This is a genomic window from Sinorhizobium sp. NFACC03 (assembly GCF_900103435.1).
Classification (GTDB): domain Bacteria; phylum Pseudomonadota; class Alphaproteobacteria; order Rhizobiales; family Rhizobiaceae; genus Ensifer.
This window is the reverse complement of the sequence record NZ_FMXF01000001.1, coordinates 794,024-811,409: the sequence shown is the minus strand read 5'-3', so window position 1 is coordinate 811,409 and position 17,386 is coordinate 794,024. Positions and strand designations below refer to the sequence as shown.

Below are 17,386 nucleotides of genomic sequence, written 5' to 3'. Positions count from 1 at the left end.
CAACGCATTTCTTACCTGCAACGTCCCTGTCTCCATTCACACGAAACGGAGAACGTCTATAGGCGGAAGCGGGTCCCGTATTGAACGAAAGTGATCAGCCGGCGCGGAAGGCGCCGGGTGTTACGCCGGTGCGCGCCTTGAAGTGGCGGCTGAAATGCGCCTGATCGGCGAAGCCACACTGATAGGCCGCATCCACCGCCGACCAGCCATGCCTGAGCAAGGTCTTGGCGGTGCGCACGCGCTTGTCGGTCAGAAAGGCATGTGGAGTGATATGGAATTCCTTGCGGAAGGCGCGGATCAGGTGCGCGCGGCTGAGCCCTGCGACCTTGGCGAGTTCCTCGAGCCCGACGTCTTCAGCATAATTCTCGATCAGATAGTCCCGCGCCCGATGCACGGGGGACTGCTCGCGCGTCTCGATCGGGGTGATGATCGTACTGCCGTGCCTCTCGAACATCGCCGCAAGCACGCCGAACATTCTTTCTTCGGCCTCGAGCGTGCCGCCTGCCACCTCAAGCGTTCGGTGCGCTTGATGAAAGGACAAGGCGAGGTCCGGATCCTGCAGCACCCGCCTCGAGAAGGACGGCGTTCCCTTGAAAGCGCGACCCGTTACGTCCTCGATGATGTTCACCAGCAGATCGGCGCTCGGATAGACCATGCGATAACGATAGCCGCTGCCGCCGGGGTGGCCGTCGTGGATTTCGTCGGGGTTGATCAGGTAGAAGAACCCAGGGCCCGCCTCCGAACGTTCGCCCTTGATCTTGCTGATCTGCGAGCCGGCCTCGATCGCGCCGATGCTGAACGTCTCATGTGCATGCGGCGCGAATTCATGGGTAATGAAGGTCGCCGTCAGACATTCCATGCCCATAAAGCGAGGATCGCGCCAGAAGCGCGTGCGCTCACCGCCTTCAATCGGCATGACCTCTATGGCTTCTTCCTGCGAAATCGTCTGCATTGGGCAACCATAGTGACCCGAGGCGATCCCGTCTTGCACAAAAGTGCTCATCCTTCCTTCAGGGCCCGCGTGACGGCGATGCGACAGGCGAGCATTTGCGACCATGGGCCGTTGGCTGTATTGCTCTTCGTATCGTCCACGAAGAGTGTCCGGCATGCTCCCCCCAGAATTTCTTTCCGCCTCCAACCGCCTCACGATCGATCTCGGTGCGCTTGCCGACAATTGGCGGACGATGAATGCCCGCTCCGGCAAGGCGCGGGCGGCAGCGGTCCTGAAAGCGGACGCCTATGGCCTCGGCATCGATGATGCAGCCCCTGCCCTCTATGCCGCCGGTGCGCGCGACTTCTTCGTCGCCAATGCCGAGGAAGGTGCGGAACTGCGCCCCCTCGTTCCGGAGGGCCGCATCTACATTCTCGCGGGCATGTGGCCGGGCAACGAAGAGCTCTTCTTCGACAATGACCTGGTGCCGATCATCAATTCCGACGAGCAGCTTGCGGTGTTCATGGCGGCTCTTTCCGAGCGCGGCGACCACCCCTGCGTGCTGCATATAGATACCGGCATGAACCGGTTGGGCCTCTCGGTCGAGGCCGCCGTGGCGCTTGCCAATGACCCGGCGCGACCCGCAAGCTTCTCGCCAGTCCTGATCATGAGCCACCTCGCCTGTGCCGACGAACCGCAGCACCCGTTGAACGCCTACCAGCTCGGGCGCTTCCGCGAAGCGATAGCTGCCTATGAGGGTGTCGATGCAAGCCTTGCCAATTCCGGCGGTGTGTTCCTGGGCGCCGACTATCACTTCGAGCTCACCCGGCCGGGCATTGCCGTCTATGGCGGCGAGGCGGTCAACGATGCCATCAACCCGATGACCCCGGTGGTAACCGCCGAAGCCAGGATCATCCAGATCCGCGAGGTCGCGGCCGGAGGCACGGCGAGCTACGGCGCCTCCGCCCGCTTCGACAGGGACAGCCGCATCGCCACCGTCGCTGTCGGATACGCCGACGGCTACCATCGTTCGGTGTCCGGCGGCGGCGTGACTCTACGGCAGGCAACGCCATCAGGTGCATTCGGCTTCCTGCACGGCAAGCGCGTGCCGCATGTGGGGCGCGTCACCATGGACCTCAGCCTGTTCGACGTCACCGACCTGCCGGCCGGTGCAGCGCGGCCGGGCGATTACATCGAGCTTTTCGGCCGAAACATCGCCATTGACGACGTGGCGCGCGCCGGCGGAACCATCGGCTACGAGCTGCTGACCAGCCTCGGGCATCGTTACGTCAGGAACTATGTCGGCGCCGTCTGACGTGGCTTTCCCGTGAATTCCTTGCAGCCCTCGCTAAATTCACCTTTTGTTCCGCGATCCGCGGCATTATGTGACGACAAAGATGATTCTCCTGTCGTCGGCGGCATCGCCTCGCATGTGTGCCGGCGGCTCCCAGATTTCGAAAGTCCGATCCTGATGGCGAAAGCCCGTACCCAATTCATCTGCCAGAACTGCGGCACCGTCCACACCCGCTGGGCGGGCAAATGCGAAGGCTGCGGCGAGTGGAACACGATCATCGAAGACGATCCGACAGCGGGCATCGGCGGCGGTCCGACGCGCGCGCCGAAGAAGGGCCGCCCGGTGGCGCTCACCACGCTTTCCGGCGAGATCGAGGACGCGCCGCGTATCCAGACCGGGATTTCGGAATTGGATCGGGTGACTGGCGGCGGCTTCGTGCGCGGCTCCGCGCTGCTCGTCGGCGGCGATCCCGGCATCGGCAAATCGACGGTGCTGATGCAGGCGGCCGCCGCACTTTCGCGCCGCAAGCACCGCGTCATCTATGTCTCCGGTGAAGAGGCCGTTGCTCAGGTGCGTCTGCGCGCCCAGCGCCTGGGTGCTGCCGATAGCGACGTGCTGCTTGCCGCAGAGACCAATGTCGAGGACATCCTCGCTACGCTTTCGGAAGGCAAGCGCCCCGATTTGGTGATCATCGACTCGATCCAGACGCTCTGGAGCGACATCGTCGATTCGGCGCCCGGCACCGTCACCCAGGTGCGCACCGGGGTGCAGGCGATGATCCGCTTCGCCAAACAGACGGGCACCGCCGTCGTGCTCGTCGGTCACGTCACCAAGGAGGGCCAGATTGCCGGCCCGCGCGTTGTCGAACACATGGTCGATGCGGTGCTTTACTTCGAAGGCGACCGCGGCCACCACTACCGCATCCTGCGCACCGTCAAGAACCGCTTCGGCCCGACGGACGAGATCGGCGTCTTCGAAATGTCTGACAAGGGTTTGCGGGAGGTCGCCAACCCGTCGGAACTGTTCCTCGGCGAACGCAACGAGAAATCGCCGGGTGCGGCAGTCTTTGCCGGCATGGAAGGCACCCGCCCCATTCTTGTCGAAGTGCAGGCGCTCGTCGCGCCGACCTCGCTCGGTACGCCGCGGCGCGCTATCGTCGGTTGGGACTCGGCCCGCCTATCGATGATCCTCGCTGTGCTCGAAGCCCATTGCGGCGTACGCCTCGGCCAGCACGACGTTTATCTCAATATCGCCGGCGGTTACCGCATTTCCGAGCCGGCCGCCGATCTAGCTGTGGCTTCCGCACTGGTTTCATCGCTTGCCGGGCTTGCCCTTCCGGCGGATTGCGTCTATTTCGGCGAAGTCAGCTTGTCGGGCGCCATCCGGCCGGTTGCGCATACCGCACAACGCCTTAAGGAAGCCGAGAAACTCGGGTTCTCGCAGGCGGTCCTGCCGTCCGCGTCCACCGAATTGCCGAAAAACGGCAATGGCCGATGGAGCGAAATGGAAAGCCTGCCGGATCTGGTGGCGCGCATCGCGGGATCGCGAAACGCGCTGAGACCGGTGGAGGACGAAGATTGAAGATGCGGGTGTCGCAGACCGTCCACTACTGCATAATTCCTTAGATCAGGATCGATTTAAGGACAAAATTATGCAGCAGGTCTGGGCGCTACAGCGACCTTTGCGCGCCCGAAAGGACGCGCGGCGCTGTAGGGGCCGCGAAGAGGCTGAAGATGCCCTGAACGTCAAGCAGGGCCGATGGCGGATAGGCTTGAGGAGACCCGGACGAACCGGGTCCGGAGTAAGGACAAAATGCCCATTACAATTCTCGACGGTATCGTTCTCGGCGTCGCCCTGTTTTCCGCAATCCTGGCCATGGTTCGAGGCTTCTCGCGCGAGGTGCTCTCGGTCGCGAGCTGGGTGGGTGCGGCCGCGGCCGCCTATTTCCTCTACCCGCAGCTTCTGCCCTACGCCAAGCAGTACACCAACAGCGATACTGTCGCGCTGATCGGATCGGCGGCGGTGATCTTCCTGATCGCGCTGATCATCATTTCCTTCATCACCATGCGGATTGCCGATTTCATCATCGACAGCCGCATCGGCGCGCTCGACCGCACCCTCGGCTTCCTGTTCGGTGCCGCCCGCGGCATCCTGCTGGTCGTCGTCGCCATGCTGTTCTTCAACTGGCTCGTCGCGCCGCAGCAGCAGCCGACCTGGGTAACCCAGGCGAAATCGAAGCCGCTGCTCGACAATCTCGGCAACAAGCTGATCGCGCTTCTGCCTGAAGAAGCCGACGCCACCATTCTCGACCGCCTGCGCGGCAAGGACACCACCGGCGAAGGTGAAGGCGAAGCACCGACGGCGACCCCCGGCCAGACACCGTCGACGACGCCGGAGCAGGCGCCCGCCGACGACGCACCGGCCACCAACGGCTGAGACAGGAACGATTTGCCGACAAAGCCCGCCCCGCGGGCTTTGTCCTTTTGGGGAATAACGCTTGCAGCCGTTTTCAGCTAAGATCGCTTGAAGATGGCGGGCCTGATCACGATATGCGCACCGGTACGGAGCAAAGGCGACAGTGATGACCGATCTGAGATCCATGGAAATCCACGATGAACTCGAAGGCGATGAACTGCACGAAGAGTGCGGCGTCTTCGGCATATTGGGGCACTCGGACGCGGCGGCGCTGACGGCGCTCGGCCTGCATGCGCTCCAGCATCGCGGCCAGGAAGCCGCCGGCATCGTCACCTTCGACGGCAAGCAGTTCTGCACCGAAAAGCGCATGGGCCTCGTCGGCGACCACTACACCGACCCGGCGACGCTGGCAAAGCTCCCCGGCTTCATGTCCATCGGCCACACCCGCTACTCGACGACGGGCGAAGTGGCGCTGCGCAACGTCCAGCCGCTCTTTGCCGAACTTGAAGTCGGCGGCATCGCGATCGCTCACAACGGCAACTTCACCAACGGCCTCACCCTTCGCCGTCAGTTGATCGCCGATGGCGCCATCTGTCAGTCGACCTCCGACACCGAAGTCGTCCTGCACCTGATCGCCCGTTCCAAGCAGGCCTCCTCGTCCGACCGCTTCATCGACGCCATCCGACAGATGGAAGGCGGCTACTCGATGCTGGCGATGACGCGCACCAAGCTGATCGCCGCGCGTGACCCGATCGGCATCCGACCGCTCGTCATGGGCGAACTCGACGGCAAGCCGATCTTCTGCTCCGAGACCTGCGCGCTTGACATCATCGGCGCAACTTACGTCCGCGATGTCGAGAACGGCGAGGTGATCATCTGCGAGATCCAGCCCGACGGATCGATCTCGATCGATTCTCGCAAGCCGGAGGTATCGCAGCCGGAACGCCTCTGCCTGTTCGAATATGTCTATTTCGCCCGCCCGGATTCGGTCGTCGGCGGCCGCAGCATTTACGTGTCGCGCAAGAACATGGGCATCAATCTCGCCAAGGAGGCGCCCGTCGAAGCCGATGTGGTGGTTCCGGTACCGGACGGCGGAACGCCGGCCGCCCTTGGCTATGCCCAGCAGAGCGGCATTCCCTTCGAATACGGCATCATCCGCAACCACTATGTCGGCCGCACCTTCATCGAGCCGACGCAGCAGATCCGCGCCTTCGGCGTCAAGCTCAAGCACTCAGCCAACCGCGCGATGATCGAAGGCAAGCGCGTCATTCTGGTCGATGATTCGATCGTGCGTGGCACGACGTCGGTGAAGATCGTGCAGATGATGCGGGAGGCCGGTGCACGCGAAGTGCATGTGCGGGTCGCGAGCCCGATGATCTTCCACCCGGATTTCTACGGCATCGACACGCCGGATCGCGACAAGCTGCTCGCCAACCAGCATGTCGACCTCGCCTCCATGTGCCGCTACATCGGGGCAGACTCGCTCGAATTCCTGTCGATCGACGGCCTCTATGAGGCGGTCGGCGGCGAGAAGCGCGATCCGAAGGCGCCGCAGTTCACCGACCACTATTTCACCGGGGACTATCCGACCCGCCTTCTCGACCAGGAAGGCGCCAGCAATGTCCGCAAACTCTCGGTTCTCGCCAGCAACGGATAATCAGACAATAAAATGACGATCGATCTCAAAGGCCGGGTGGCCGTGGTCACCGGCGCATCGCGCGGTATCGGCTATTTCACCGCTCTCGAACTGGCCAAGGCCGGTGCCCATGTCGTCGCCTGCGCGCGCACCGTCGGCGGGCTTGAAGAACTCGACGACGCGATCAAGGCGGTCGGCGGTTCGGCGACGCTGGTGCCGTTCGATCTCGCCGACATGGCAGCGATCGACAAGCTCGGTGGCGCCATCAACGAGCGCTGGGGCAAGCTCGACATCATGGTCGCTAATGCCGGCGTGCTCGGCACGATCTCGCCGATCGGCCATGTCGAGGCCAAGGTGTTCGAAAAGGTGATGACCATCAACGCCAACGCCACCTGGCGGCTGATCCGTTCGCTGGAGCCGCTGCTGATCAAATCGGACGCCGGCCGTGCGCTGATCCTCTCTTCGAGCGCCGCGCACAAGTGCAAGCCCTTCTGGGGCCCCTACTCCGCATCGAAGGCCGCCGTCGAGGCGCTGGCCCGCACCTGGGCCGGCGAAACCCAGCGCCTGCCGCTGCGTATCCTCTGTGTCGATCCCGGCGCAACCCGCACGGCGATGCGCGCGCAGGCGATGCCCGGCGAGGATCCGGAGACCGTGCCGCATCCGTCCGAAGTTGCCGCCAAGCTTCTGCCGCTCGTCGGCCCGGAGCAGACCGAGACCGGCAAGCTCTATATCGTCCGCGAAGGCAAGATCGTCGATTACCGGATGCCGGAATAAGCTTCGGCGCGCTTTCCAAACAAAAAGGCCACCGTGTCACCACGGTGGCCTTTTTTGTACCTTAGCTGAAACTCAGTCAGTCCTTGTCACCCGGCAGGCCGTCGCCGCCCGTCGATGGATGGGCCGGCCAGTCGCCGCCATATTTGCGCTGCCAGGAGCGCGCGCCGAAAGGCAGCGTGATCAGGTAGCCAAGGGCCGTCACCGCCATCGTCTCCCAGGTATAGGTCATCAGCGTCGCGACATAGAAGACGACACCGAGAATGGCCGGCAGGACGAGATCGCGGCGCACACGGCTATTTTCCGACTTGCCGGACCAGACCGGCAGACGGCTGACCAGCAGGAAGGCGATCAGCACGGTGTAGCCCGATGCAATCAGCGCGAAGGTGCGCTCGGGCGCCAATCCCAAGAGGCCGAGATAGACCGGAAGCAGGACCAGCATGGCGCCTGCCGGTGCCGGCACGCCAACGAAATATTCCGACTGCCACGGCGCCTTGGACTGGCGCTCGGCCATGACGTTGAAGCGCGCAAGCCGCAGGCCACAGGCGATCGCGTAGATCAGCGCCGCGATCCAGCCGATCGAGCGGGCCTGATCCAGGATGAAGACGTAAAGCACGAGCGCCGGCGCAACGCCGAAATTGATAATATCGGCGAGGGAGTCCATCTGGCCGCCAAAATTCGACGTCGCCTTCAAGAGGCGTGCGACGCGGCCGTCGATGCCGTCGAGGAATGCCGCGAGCAAGACCATGGCAACCGCAAGCTCGATGCGGTTTTCGAAGGCGAGCCGAATGCCCGAGAGACCGGCACAGATCGCCAGCACCGTGATCAGGTTCGGGATCATCAGGCGCAGCGGTATCTCGCGCAGCCGAGGACCACGACCGGTGTCGTTTGAACCGCTCGCGTCGCCGGTAGCTTTCGGCGGTTCGGCTGGGTTTTCCTGTTCAGAGTCTTCCATGTACACTCCTTATGCGCGACGGCTGAGGACCGGGCCCTTGGCCGAGCCGAACTCGGCAAGCACGGTTTCGCCGGCAACGGCAGTCTGGCCGACGCTGACGCGCGGCTCAGCTCCTGCGGGCAGGAAGACGTCGAGGCGCGAACCGAAGCGGATCAGGCCGAAGCGTTCGCCGGCCTCCAGCGAGCCGTTTTCATACTTCCAGCAGAGAATGCGACGGGCAACGAGGCCGGCGATCTGAACGACTCCGATCGCGCCGTGCTTGGTCTCGATCACCAGGCCATTGCGCTCGTTCTCGTGGCTGGCCTTGTCGAGCTCGGCATTGACGAACTTGCCGGCGCGGTAGGCGACGCAGGTGATGGTGCCGGCCATCGGCGCACGGTTCACATGGCAATTGAACACATTCATGAAAACTGAAACGCGGAGCATCGGTTCTGAGCCGAGGTTCAGCTCTTCCGGCGGCAGCACCGTTGCGATCGACGAAACGCGGCCATCGGCCGGGCTGATCACCAGATCGTCGTCGATCGGCGTCATGCGTTCAGGGTCGCGGAAGAAATAGGCGCACCAGGCGGTCAGCACGAAGCCGATCCACATCAACGGCTCCCACAGGAAGCCAAGCACCAGCGACACGACAAAGAAGATCGCGACGAAGCGATAGCCTTCCTTGTGCACCGGTACGAGCGTGTTGCGGATCGTATTGACCAGGCTCATAAACTCTACTCCAGATTTTCCGTGGAACGTGAACTAGCGCGAAATCCCCTGGCGGGCAACGTTGCCCGCCAGACAGCGACAAAACGCGTCGCGCTCAGCAAAGAAAGAAACGCCATCAGATCGCCGGCTCGCCGCGGGTAACGATGCCGAGATCGTCACTTTCGCGCACGCGCTTCAACTGCTCCTCGGCCTGCGTTGCTTCGCGCTGGCGGCTCCACATCGACGCATAGAGGCCGTCGCGGTCAATCAGCTCGCCATGGGTGCCGCGCTCGGCGATGACGCCATCCTTCAGCACGATGATCTCGTCGGCGTTGATGACGGTCGAAAGCCGGTGGGCGATCACGAGCGTCGTGCGGTTGCGCGAGACCACGTCGAGCGCTGACTGGATTTCCTGTTCCGTGCGCGTGTCGAGTGCCGATGTCGCCTCGTCGAGGATCAGGATCGGCGGCGCCTTGAGGATGGTGCGGGCGATTGCGACGCGCTGCTTCTCGCCGCCTGAGAGCTTCAGGCCACGCTCGCCGACCATGGCCTGGAAGCCTTCGGGCAGCGTGTGGATGAAGCCGGCGATCTGTGCCGCCTCAGCGGCCGCTTCGACCTCGGCCTCGCTGGCAGAGACCCGGCCGTAGCGGATGTTATAGGCAATGGTGTCGTTGAAGAGCACGGTATCCTGCGGCACCATGCCGATGACCGAGCGCAGGCTCTTTTGCGTCACGGTCCGCACGTCCTGGCCATCGACGGTGATGGCCCCTTCCTGCACGTCGTAGAAGCGATAGAGCAGCCGGGAGAGCGTCGACTTGCCGGCGCCCGACGGGCCGACGACCGCGACCGTCTTGCCGGCGGGCACTTCGAAGGTAATGCCCTTGAGGATCGGTCGCGCCGGATCATAGGCGAAATGCACGTCCTTGAAGGCGATGGCGCCCTTGCCGATGACGAGTTCGCTCGCATCCGGGCGATCCACCACTTCGGCGCGTACGTCGAGCAGATCGAACATGTGCTCGATATCGGTCAGGCCCTGGCGAATTTCGCGGTAGACGAAGCCGATGAAATTGAGCGGAATTGCAAGCTGGATCAGCATTGCGTTGATGAAGACGAAATCACCGAGCGTCTGTTCACCGCGCTGAACGGCGAGCGCCGACATGATCATCATGACAGCCGTGCCGGCGCCGAAGATCAGCGCCTGGCCGAAGTTGAGCCAACCGAGCGACGTCCAGACCTGGGTCGCCGCGGCCTCATAGCGCTCCATCGACTTGTCGAAGCGACGGGCTTCCATCTCTTCGTTGCCGAAATATTTGACCGTCTCGAAGTTCAGGAGCGAGTCGATCGCCTTGGTGTTGGCGTCGGTGTCGCTGTCGTTCATCGAGCGGCGAATGGCGATGCGCCAGTCGCTCGCCTTGACCGTGAACCAGATGTACAGCCAGACGGTGACGGCCGTCACAAACAGATAGCTGAAACCGTAGCCCCACCAGAAGATCACCGCCGTCAGCAGAAATTCGATCAGGGTCGGCACGCTGTTCAGGATCGTGAATCGGACGATCGTCTCGATGCCCTTGGTGCCGCGCTCGATGACGCGCGAAAGCCCACCGGTGCGCCGCTCCAGATGGAAGCGCAGCGAGAGCTGGTGCATGTGGACAAAGGTCTTGTAGGCAAGTTGGCGAACCGCGTGTTGGCCAACGCTTGCAAACAGCGCATCGCGAAGCTGGTTCAAGCCGGCCTGCAGCAAGCGCGCGAGATTGTAGGCGAGCACCAGCATCACCGCGCCGGTGAGGAACTGAGGCAGGAAACCCAAGGCATCCGGCTTGCCGTTCAGCGCATCGGTTGCCCACTTGAAGGAATAGGGAACGAGGATCAGAACGACCTTGGCGATGATCAGAATGACCGTTGCCCAGATGACCCGGAGCTTGAGATCGGCCCTGTCCGTCGGCCACATATAGGGCCAGAGATTGGCGATCGTCTGCAACGGATTGCTCGTATCGGCCGAAACAGTTTTCTTCTGGGGTGCCACGTTCTGATCCGCTCTTACGTTTCGCGCTGCTTGACGGCTTAGGGAGCCCCACGAGCCTTGCCGCACCGTGCTTTCCCTCTACAGCGCCGTCATCACCGTTCAATGAAAAGCGGCGCCTCGTTGAAGGCGCCGCCCTTGATCGAGAGATAGGCATCCATCGCCGCCGCCGCAATGTTGTTGGCGGGCGATCGACTGCCTATTGCTCGTGTTTCATGTGCTTTCTGTGAATCTCGCGCGATTCATCGTCCGGCAGCGCCTTATCCGGCACACCGAAAACCTGTCCCGGGCGAATGCGGTCCGGGTCTTCGATCTGGTCCTGGTTGGCCAGGTAGATCGTGGTGTAGCGCAAGCCGGCACCGTAGACGCGACGCGAAATCTGCCACAGCGTGTCGCCGCGACGGATGATCACGGAGGATTTGCTCTCCTTGAGCGGCTCCTGCTGGACCGTCTGAGGCTCTTCCTGCGTGGGGGCCGCGGCTGCGGTTTCAGTGCTTGGCGCCGGCGTCGTCGTGGCGTCGCTCGCCACTGCGCTGCCTGCACCCATCGCCTTTGCCAGTTCACCCTGCGCCGGGGCATTGCCCTTCGGCTGGGCCTGCGCGTCCGACGCCGGCGTCGCGCTGCCGCGCTCGGCCAGAACCGGACCGACGCTCGCGTCGACCTTGGCAAGCGCCGAAGCAACGCTCGGCGCATCCTGCGGCGCGGCCTTCAAGGCTGCCAGCGCATCGGCTGCCGCCTTCGACGCCCGTGCCGAGGCCGCGGCCAGCGCCTGATCGGAGCTGTCGGCGAGCCGGAAGTCGGCCAGCGACTTCAGAGCGATCTCTGTTGCGGAACGCGCTGCGGCGAGTTGCTCGCCTGTCGGGACCTTGCCATTGGCATAGAGCCCCTTCAACAGAGCCAGCGCCTTGCCTGCCTCGGCGCGTACGCCGTCAAGACCGGCTGTCGCCGAAGGCGTACCCGACGGTGCCACGGCGGCGACCTGCGAACCTGCGGGCCGGTCGAAGGGAACCGAAGCGCGCATGGCGACCTTGGTGCCATCCTCGTTCAGCATATCGGCGCGGATGATATGGCTGCCAACGGTCAACTCGATCTCGCCATCGACGACGAAATTGCCCTTGTCGTCGGCCTTCATTTCTCCGAGCAGCTTGTCATCCGCATAAACGCGCACCAGCGCACGCGGCCTGGCGCTGCCCGCGACGAACATCTTGCTTCCCTCGATCTCAACGGCACTCACCTGCAAGCCGGGAACGCCGAGCGCCTTTGCCGGAGCCGAGGATGCGTCACCGGTCGCGAGCGGCGTCTGCGTCGCCGTCGATGCGACCTCAGCCGGCTTGTTGTCGGTCCCTTGCTCGCTTTCGGCCTTGGCAGCTTCCGGCGTCGCGATCAGCCGGCTTGCCTCACCTGGCTTCGACACCATGGCGAGCAGTTGCCCGGACGGGTCCTTGGGAACCGAGACGGTCGCAACTTCCTCGGAACTCTTCACCGTGCCGTCTTCACCGGTGCTGCGCAGCGTCAACTGATAGTCGCCAGCCGGCAGAGGCTTGTCGAAGACGGCCGCAAAGTCACCCGTCGAGCCGACATCGGCAGTACCGACAACGGTGTCGCCGCTCAGAATCTCGAGCTTCGAACCGGGCTCGGCGTGCCCAGCGATCACGGTCGATCCATCGGGCTCCACGCGCAGCACATCGAAACCGGGCACGTCCGGATTTTCGGCGGGTGCGTTCGTCGGCGCAGCATTGGCTGTCTGTTCGGCTTCACCGGCCTTGGCGTTCAGCGGCTTCGCGGTTCCTTCGGTCGCCTGCGGGCCACCGGTGCCAGAAGCAGTCTCGTTCGATTGGCTCGCGTTGCCTGCGGCCGGTTCGTCCGCCGGCTTCTTGCCGTCACCACGCAGGTTCGGTTGCACCACGAATACCATCAACGCTGTCGCTGCCACGAGGACAGTAATGGCCACCCAGCCGGCCTTATTTTTGATCATGCCACTCTCCACACGGAGCGGAGCAACGCTCCGCGCATGCCCACTCATCGGCCTGCGGTGCGGGCTTGCGCCATTCATTATAGCGCAACAGCAAGCAACTCGTCCGATTTCTTCAATCAATCCCTGAAATTGCTAGCGATTCGCGATTCGGCATACAAGCAGTCAAGGGCGCCGCAACCGCCGGAAACCCGGCTTTCCCCTCATTTTTCTTGACCCATGCTGCGCTGCAATGTTTTTTGGGGGCATGAGCACTGAGAAAAGCACGATTCGATCCATCTGTGTCTATTGCGGTTCACAGCCGGGACGCGACAACGCCTACATGGAAGCCGGCCGCGCACTTGGCCGCTCGATTGCCGATCACGGTCTTCGCCTGGTCTATGGCGGCGGCACGCGCGGCATCATGGGAGCCGTCGCCAGCGGCGTCCTTTCCAACGGCGGCGAAGTCACCGGGATCATCCCGGAATTCCTGATGGACAAGGAAGCCACCCGCCATTCGCTCGGCCAGCTGAACGAACTGATCGTCACTGCCGACATGCACGAGCGCAAACACACGATGTTCGAACGGGCCGACGCTTTCGTGGCGTTGCCGGGCGGCATCGGCACGCTGGAAGAGATCGTCGAGATCATGACCTGGGCGCAGCTTGGCCGTCACCGCAAGCCGATGGTCTTCGGTAACATCAATAACTTCTGGCGGCCGATGCTGGATCTGCTGCAGCACATGCGCGAGGAGGGTTTCGTACACACGGCGCACCTGGTGCAGCCGCTCGTCGTCAATGATGCGGTCGACATCGTTCCGACCATTCTTGCTGCTGCCAGTGGTGGCAACGGGCGCGAGGGCGAGGCTGAGATCATTTCCAGGCTTTGATCTTTTAATTCCCGGACAACAAAAAGGCGCGCTCACCGGCGCGCCTTTTTCGTTTTTGTCCCATTCGCTTGCGTTACTCGGCCGGACTCGCCTGCAATGCTGCGCGACGCGCACGGCTTTCGGCCAACATCGCGCCCGAATAGATCACCAGCGCCGCCCAGATCAGGCCGAAGGCGATGAGCTTCGCGGTGCCAAAGGGCTCGTGGAAGACGAAAACGGCGATCAGGAAGATCATCGTCGGAGCGATGTACTGCATGATGCCGATGGTCGACAGCCGCAGCAGCTTGGCGCCGTTGGCATAGATCATCAATGGAATGGCCGTGACGACACCGCAGGACATCAGCCAGAGAACATCGGCTGTGCCAGTATCGCCGAAATGCCCCTGCCCGGTCGCCTCGAGCCAGATGATGTAGCCGATCGCTGGAACGCTGAGCAGCAACACCTCCAGGAAGAAGCCCTGGTTCGGACCGACCGGCAGCGTCTTGCGGAAGAAAGCATAGAAGCCCCAGGACAGGCAAAGGCCGATCGACACCCACGGCAGGCCGCCGGCATCGAAGGCGAGCACGGCGACGGCCGATGCCGCAAGCGCGATCGCAACCATCTGCGCCGGGTTCGGCTTTTCCTTCAGCAGCACCGCGCCGAGGAAGATCGAAAACAGCGGGTTGATATAGTAGCCGAGCGCCGTCTCGATCGCGCGGCCGGCGCCAATCGCCCAGACATAGATGCCCCAGTTGATGGTGATCAGCACGGCGGTCAACGCCGCCATGCGCAGCATGCGCGGCGAGCGCAGCGCCACCTTGATGTCATCGGTACGACCGAGCCAAAGCAGAACCAGACCCGCGAGCGGCACCGACCACACGATCCGGTGCGCCACCACTTCCGGCGCCGGAATGTGTGCGACGGCCTTCATGAAGAAGGGCAGAAAGCCCCAAAGCAGATAGGCGGTCAGCGCGAAGGCAAAGCCTCTCGCGGAATCGGTATTTTCGGCGGGTGCTTTTGGCTCAGCCATAACATCTTTTCCTGGTGTGTTTGCCGGAGAGCCATAGTGGCGAAGCGCCGCTCTCCAGTCGTAAGGGAAGGCGCGGCCTACCACCGGCGCAAACTCCCACGGATGCGTCCTACTCCAACGCCCGGGAATGCACCAATTCATTTCCGTGAAGAGATGGTGAGTTTCGCTCATCATCCCACCACAGCGAAGCCTGCCCTACCTTGCCGCCGACGTCATTCGGCGGCAATCAGGCCGACATGGTCGCGGTTCTTCAACAGCTTGAAGATGATGCTGTCCATCAGTGCCTGGAAGGATGCGTCGATGATGTTGTCGGAGACGCCCACCGTCCACCAGCGTGCGCCGGTCCCGTCAGTCGACTCGATCAGCACGCGCGTGATCGCCTCGGTGCCGCCATTGAGGATACGGACCTTATAGTCCGCCAGTTCGAGATCTTCGATTTCCGACTGGTACTTGCCGAGGTCCTTGCGCAGCGCCAGGTCGAGCGCATTGACCGGGCCATGGCCTTCGGCAACCGACATCATCGTCTCGCCGTCGACCACCACCTTCACCACCGCTTCCGATACGGTCTTCAGATGGCCGTTGGCGTCGAAGCGGCGCTCGACCATCACCCGGAAGCTTTCGACGTGGAAGAAATCCGGCACCGTGCCGAGGATGCGGCTTGCCAGCAGCGCGAAGCTCGCATCCGCCCCCTCATAGGCATAGCCGGTCGCTTCCCGTTCCTTGACGATGGCGATCAGCTTGTCGAGTTTCGGGTCGTCCTTGCTGACGACGATGCCGCGGCGCTTCAGCGCGTTGATGAAATTGGCCTTGCCGCCCTGATCGGAGACCATGACCTTGCGCAGGTTGCCGATGCTTTCCGGCGCGACGTGCTCATAGGTGCGCGGGTCCTTGAGCAGCGCCGAAGCATGGATGCCGGCTTTGGTGGCAAAGGCCGATGCGCCAACATAGGGCGCCTGCTGGTCCGGCGAGCGGTTCAACAGCTCGTCGAAAGAATGGGCGAGCTTTGTCAATTCCTGCAGGCGATCGGCATCGATCGCCGTTTCGAAGCGATTGGAATAGGTCTCCTTGAGCGCGAGCGTCGGGATCAGCGTGACGAGATTGGCGTTGCCGCAACGCTCGCCGATGCCGTTCAGCGTTCCCTGGATCTGGCGCACGCCGGCTTCCACCGCCGCCAGCGAGTTGGCGACCGCCTGGCCGGTATCGTTGTGGGCATGAATGCCGAGATTGGCGCCCGGCACGCCGGCAGCGATCACAGCAGTGACGATCTCGCGCACCTCCGGCGGCTGCGTGCCGCCATTGGTGTCGCAGAGCACAACCCAGCGGGCGCCGGCTTCAAAAGCGGTCTTCGCGCAGGCGAGCGCGTAAGCCGGGTTGGCCTTGTAGCCATCGAAGAAATGCTCGCAGTCGACCATCGCCTCACGACCGGAGGCGACCACCGCCTCGACAGAAGCGCGGATGTTGTCGAGGTTTTCCTCGTTCGTGCAGCCGAGGGCGACCTCGACATGATAGTCCCAGCTCTTGGCTACCAGACAGATGGCGTCGCTTTTTGCGGCAAGCAGGGCCGCGAGGCCCGGATCATTCGACGCCGAAACCCCGGCGCGCTTGGTCATGCCGAAGGCGACGAAAGATGCCCTCTGCGTGCGCTTGCGCGTGAAAAACTCGGTATCGGTCGGGTTCGCGCCGGGATAGCCGCCCTCGATGTAGTCCATGCCGAACGCGTCGAGCAGACCCGCAATCGCAATCTTGTCCTCGACCGAAAAGTCGATGCCGGGCGTCTGCTGCCCGTCCCGTAGCGTCGTGTCGAAGAGGTAGATGCGTTCCCTGGTCATGGCTAATCGTCCAAATGCTCGGTTCTTGCTGGTCTTACTCGGTCTTGCCTGCGTATCGGTCCGTCGCCCGGATCAGCCGGTCGAGAATGCCGGGCTCGGAATAGGCGTGCCCTGCTCCTTCGATCAGATGGAGCTCGGACCCCGGCCAGGCCTTGTGCAACTGCCAGGCGTACTTCGCCGGGCACGGCATGTCGTAGCGCCCGTGGATGACGACGCCGGGAATTCCGCGAAGCCGGTGAACTTCCCGCAACAACTGGCCGTCGTCCATCCAGCCGGCATTGACGAAGAAGTGGTTTTCGATGCGCGCGAAGGCATCGGCATATTCGTCGTCGGCGAAAGGTGCGCTCGTCGACAGTTCCGGCAGCAGCGTAATCGTCTCGCCTTCCCAGATGCTCCAGGCCTTGGCGGCGGCAAGACGCGTCGCCTTGTCGTCGCTCATCAGGCGGCGGTGGTAGGCGTGCATCATCTCGTGCCGTTCGTCTTCCGGGATCGGCGCGATGAACCGCTCCCATTTGTCCGGGAACATCTCCGAGACGCCGAACTGATAGTACCAGTCGAGCTCGGCCTTCGTCAGCGTGTAGATGCCGCGCAGCACGAGTTCCGAAACCCGCTCCGGGTGCTTCTCGGCATAGGCGAGCGCCAACGTCGATCCCCAGGAGCCGCCGAAGACCAACCACTTGGCGACCCCAGCCTGTGCGCGCAGCCGCTCGATATCGGCGACGAGATGCCATGTGGTGTTGGCCTCGATCTTCGCGTGCGGAGTCGACTTGCCGCAGCCGCGCTGGTCGAACAAAGTCACATCATAGAGCGCCGGATCGAACAGGCGACGATGGTTGGCAGAAATCGTGCCGCCCGGTCCGCCATGCAGGAAGACGGCAGGCTTGGCGCCTGGCGTGCCGACCTTTTCCCAATAGATCACGTGACCGTCGCCGACATCGAGGTGGCCCGATGCATAGGGTTCGATTTCCGGGTAGAGCGTACGCAGTACAGTCGTCATTT

14 protein-coding genes are annotated in these 17,386 nt (G+C 63.1%); 6 read left to right on the top strand and 8 right to left on the bottom strand.

The window, feature by feature from the left end:
* Positions 1 to 94: 94 nt before the first annotated feature.
* Positions 95 to 952 (bottom strand): AraC family transcriptional regulator, encoded by an 858-nt coding sequence (locus BLU35_RS03940; RefSeq protein WP_093232167.1) that lies wholly within the window; start codon positions 950 to 952, stop codon positions 95 to 97.
* A gap of 154 nt (positions 953 to 1,106) precedes the next feature.
* On the opposite strand from BLU35_RS03940, the gene alr reads away from it, so the two are divergent.
* The 5 genes from alr to BLU35_RS03915 all read left to right on the top strand — a co-directional run bounded on the left by alr (position 1,107) and on the right by BLU35_RS03915 (position 7,050).
* Positions 1,107 to 2,246: an alanine racemase gene (gene alr / locus BLU35_RS03935; RefSeq protein WP_093232166.1), complete on the top strand. Its 1,140-nt coding sequence runs from the start codon at positions 1,107 to 1,109 to the stop codon at positions 2,244 to 2,246.
* A 156-nt stretch (positions 2,247 to 2,402) separates the two neighbouring features.
* Positions 2,403 to 3,806 carry a DNA repair protein RadA gene (gene radA / locus BLU35_RS03930; RefSeq protein ID WP_057252727.1) on the top strand — a complete coding sequence of 468 codons (1,404 nt, stop codon included), beginning with the start codon at positions 2,403 to 2,405 and terminating at the stop codon, positions 3,804 to 3,806.
* Between the two features lie 231 nt (positions 3,807 to 4,037).
* Positions 4,038 to 4,661: a CvpA family protein gene (locus tag BLU35_RS03925; protein WP_093232165.1), complete on the top strand. Its 624-nt coding sequence runs from the start codon at positions 4,038 to 4,040 to the stop codon at positions 4,659 to 4,661.
* A 145-nt stretch (positions 4,662 to 4,806) separates the two neighbouring features.
* Positions 4,807 to 6,297: an amidophosphoribosyltransferase gene (gene purF / locus BLU35_RS03920; protein WP_057252730.1), complete on the top strand. Its 1,491-nt coding sequence runs from the start codon at positions 4,807 to 4,809 to the stop codon at positions 6,295 to 6,297.
* Between the two features lie 12 nt (positions 6,298 to 6,309).
* Positions 6,310 to 7,050 (top strand): SDR family NAD(P)-dependent oxidoreductase, encoded by a 741-nt coding sequence (locus tag BLU35_RS03915; RefSeq protein WP_093232164.1) that lies wholly within the window; start codon positions 6,310 to 6,312, stop codon positions 7,048 to 7,050.
* Between the two features lie 76 nt (positions 7,051 to 7,126).
* On the opposite strand, the gene pssA is transcribed toward BLU35_RS03915, so the two are convergent.
* The 4 genes from pssA to BLU35_RS03895 form a co-directional block, all read right to left on the bottom strand.
* Positions 7,127 to 8,002, bottom strand: coding sequence for a CDP-diacylglycerol--serine O-phosphatidyltransferase (gene pssA / locus BLU35_RS03910; RefSeq protein ID WP_093232163.1), 876 nt, complete (start codon positions 8,000 to 8,002; stop codon positions 7,127 to 7,129).
* Positions 8,003 to 8,011: 9 nt separating this feature from the next.
* Complete coding sequence (locus BLU35_RS03905) at positions 8,012 to 8,710, bottom strand: phosphatidylserine decarboxylase (protein WP_093232162.1); 699 nt, start codon at positions 8,708 to 8,710, stop codon at positions 8,012 to 8,014.
* 115 nt (positions 8,711 to 8,825) lie between these two features.
* Entirely contained in the window at positions 8,826 to 10,712 is a 1,887-nt protein-coding gene (locus BLU35_RS03900; RefSeq protein ID WP_057252736.1) for an ABCB family ABC transporter ATP-binding protein/permease, read from the bottom strand.
* 196 nt (positions 10,713 to 10,908) lie between these two features.
* Positions 10,909 to 12,684 carry a LysM peptidoglycan-binding domain-containing protein gene (locus BLU35_RS03895; protein WP_093232161.1) on the bottom strand — a complete coding sequence of 592 codons (1,776 nt, stop codon included), beginning with the start codon at positions 12,682 to 12,684 and terminating at the stop codon, positions 10,909 to 10,911.
* 244 nt (positions 12,685 to 12,928) lie between these two features.
* On the opposite strand from BLU35_RS03895, the gene BLU35_RS03890 reads away from it, so the two are divergent.
* Positions 12,929 to 13,549: an LOG family protein gene (locus tag BLU35_RS03890; RefSeq protein ID WP_057252740.1), complete on the top strand. Its 621-nt coding sequence runs from the start codon at positions 12,929 to 12,931 to the stop codon at positions 13,547 to 13,549.
* 73 nt (positions 13,550 to 13,622) lie between these two features.
* Here BLU35_RS03890 and rarD read toward each other — a convergent pair whose 3' ends face one another.
* The 3 genes from rarD to pip all read right to left on the bottom strand — a co-directional run bounded on the left by rarD (position 13,623) and on the right by pip (position 17,384).
* On the bottom strand, positions 13,623 to 14,558 hold the full coding sequence (gene rarD, locus BLU35_RS03885; RefSeq protein WP_093232160.1) for an EamA family transporter RarD: 936 nt from the start codon (positions 14,556 to 14,558) through the stop codon (positions 13,623 to 13,625).
* A gap of 212 nt (positions 14,559 to 14,770) precedes the next feature.
* Complete coding sequence (gene cimA, locus BLU35_RS03880; protein WP_057252743.1) at positions 14,771 to 16,387, bottom strand: citramalate synthase; 1,617 nt, start codon at positions 16,385 to 16,387, stop codon at positions 14,771 to 14,773.
* A gap of 34 nt (positions 16,388 to 16,421) precedes the next feature.
* Complete coding sequence (pip, locus tag BLU35_RS03875; protein WP_093232159.1) at positions 16,422 to 17,384, bottom strand: prolyl aminopeptidase; 963 nt, start codon at positions 17,382 to 17,384, stop codon at positions 16,422 to 16,424.
* Positions 17,385 to 17,386: the final 2 nt, after the last annotated feature.

Excerpts from the sequence above, each read along its gene's own strand:
- BLU35_RS03940 (WP_093232167.1), bottom strand. The coding sequence starts at position 952 with ATGCAGACGATTTCGCAGGAAGAAGCCATAGAGGTCATGCCGATTGAA.
- alr (WP_093232166.1), top strand. The coding sequence starts at position 1,107 with ATGCTCCCCCCAGAATTTCTTTCCGCCTCCAACCGCCTCACGATCGAT.
- radA (WP_057252727.1), top strand. The coding sequence starts at position 2,403 with ATGGCGAAAGCCCGTACCCAATTCATCTGCCAGAACTGCGGCACCGTC.
- BLU35_RS03925 (WP_093232165.1), top strand. The coding sequence starts at position 4,038 with ATGCCCATTACAATTCTCGACGGTATCGTTCTCGGCGTCGCCCTGTTT.
- purF (WP_057252730.1), top strand. The coding sequence starts at position 4,807 with ATGACCGATCTGAGATCCATGGAAATCCACGATGAACTCGAAGGCGAT.
- BLU35_RS03915 (WP_093232164.1), top strand. The coding sequence starts at position 6,310 with ATGACGATCGATCTCAAAGGCCGGGTGGCCGTGGTCACCGGCGCATCG.
- pssA (WP_093232163.1), bottom strand. The coding sequence starts at position 8,002 with ATGGAAGACTCTGAACAGGAAAACCCAGCCGAACCGCCGAAAGCTACC.
- BLU35_RS03905 (WP_093232162.1), bottom strand. The coding sequence starts at position 8,710 with ATGAGCCTGGTCAATACGATCCGCAACACGCTCGTACCGGTGCACAAG.
- BLU35_RS03895 (WP_093232161.1), bottom strand. The coding sequence starts at position 12,684 with ATGATCAAAAATAAGGCCGGCTGGGTGGCCATTACTGTCCTCGTGGCA.
- BLU35_RS03890 (WP_057252740.1), top strand. The coding sequence starts at position 12,929 with ATGAGCACTGAGAAAAGCACGATTCGATCCATCTGTGTCTATTGCGGT.
- rarD (WP_093232160.1), bottom strand. The coding sequence starts at position 14,558 with ATGGCTGAGCCAAAAGCACCCGCCGAAAATACCGATTCCGCGAGAGGC.
- cimA (WP_057252743.1), bottom strand. The coding sequence starts at position 16,387 with ATGACCAGGGAACGCATCTACCTCTTCGACACGACGCTACGGGACGGG.
- pip (WP_093232159.1), bottom strand. The coding sequence starts at position 17,384 with ATGACGACTGTACTGCGTACGCTCTACCCGGAAATCGAACCCTATGCA.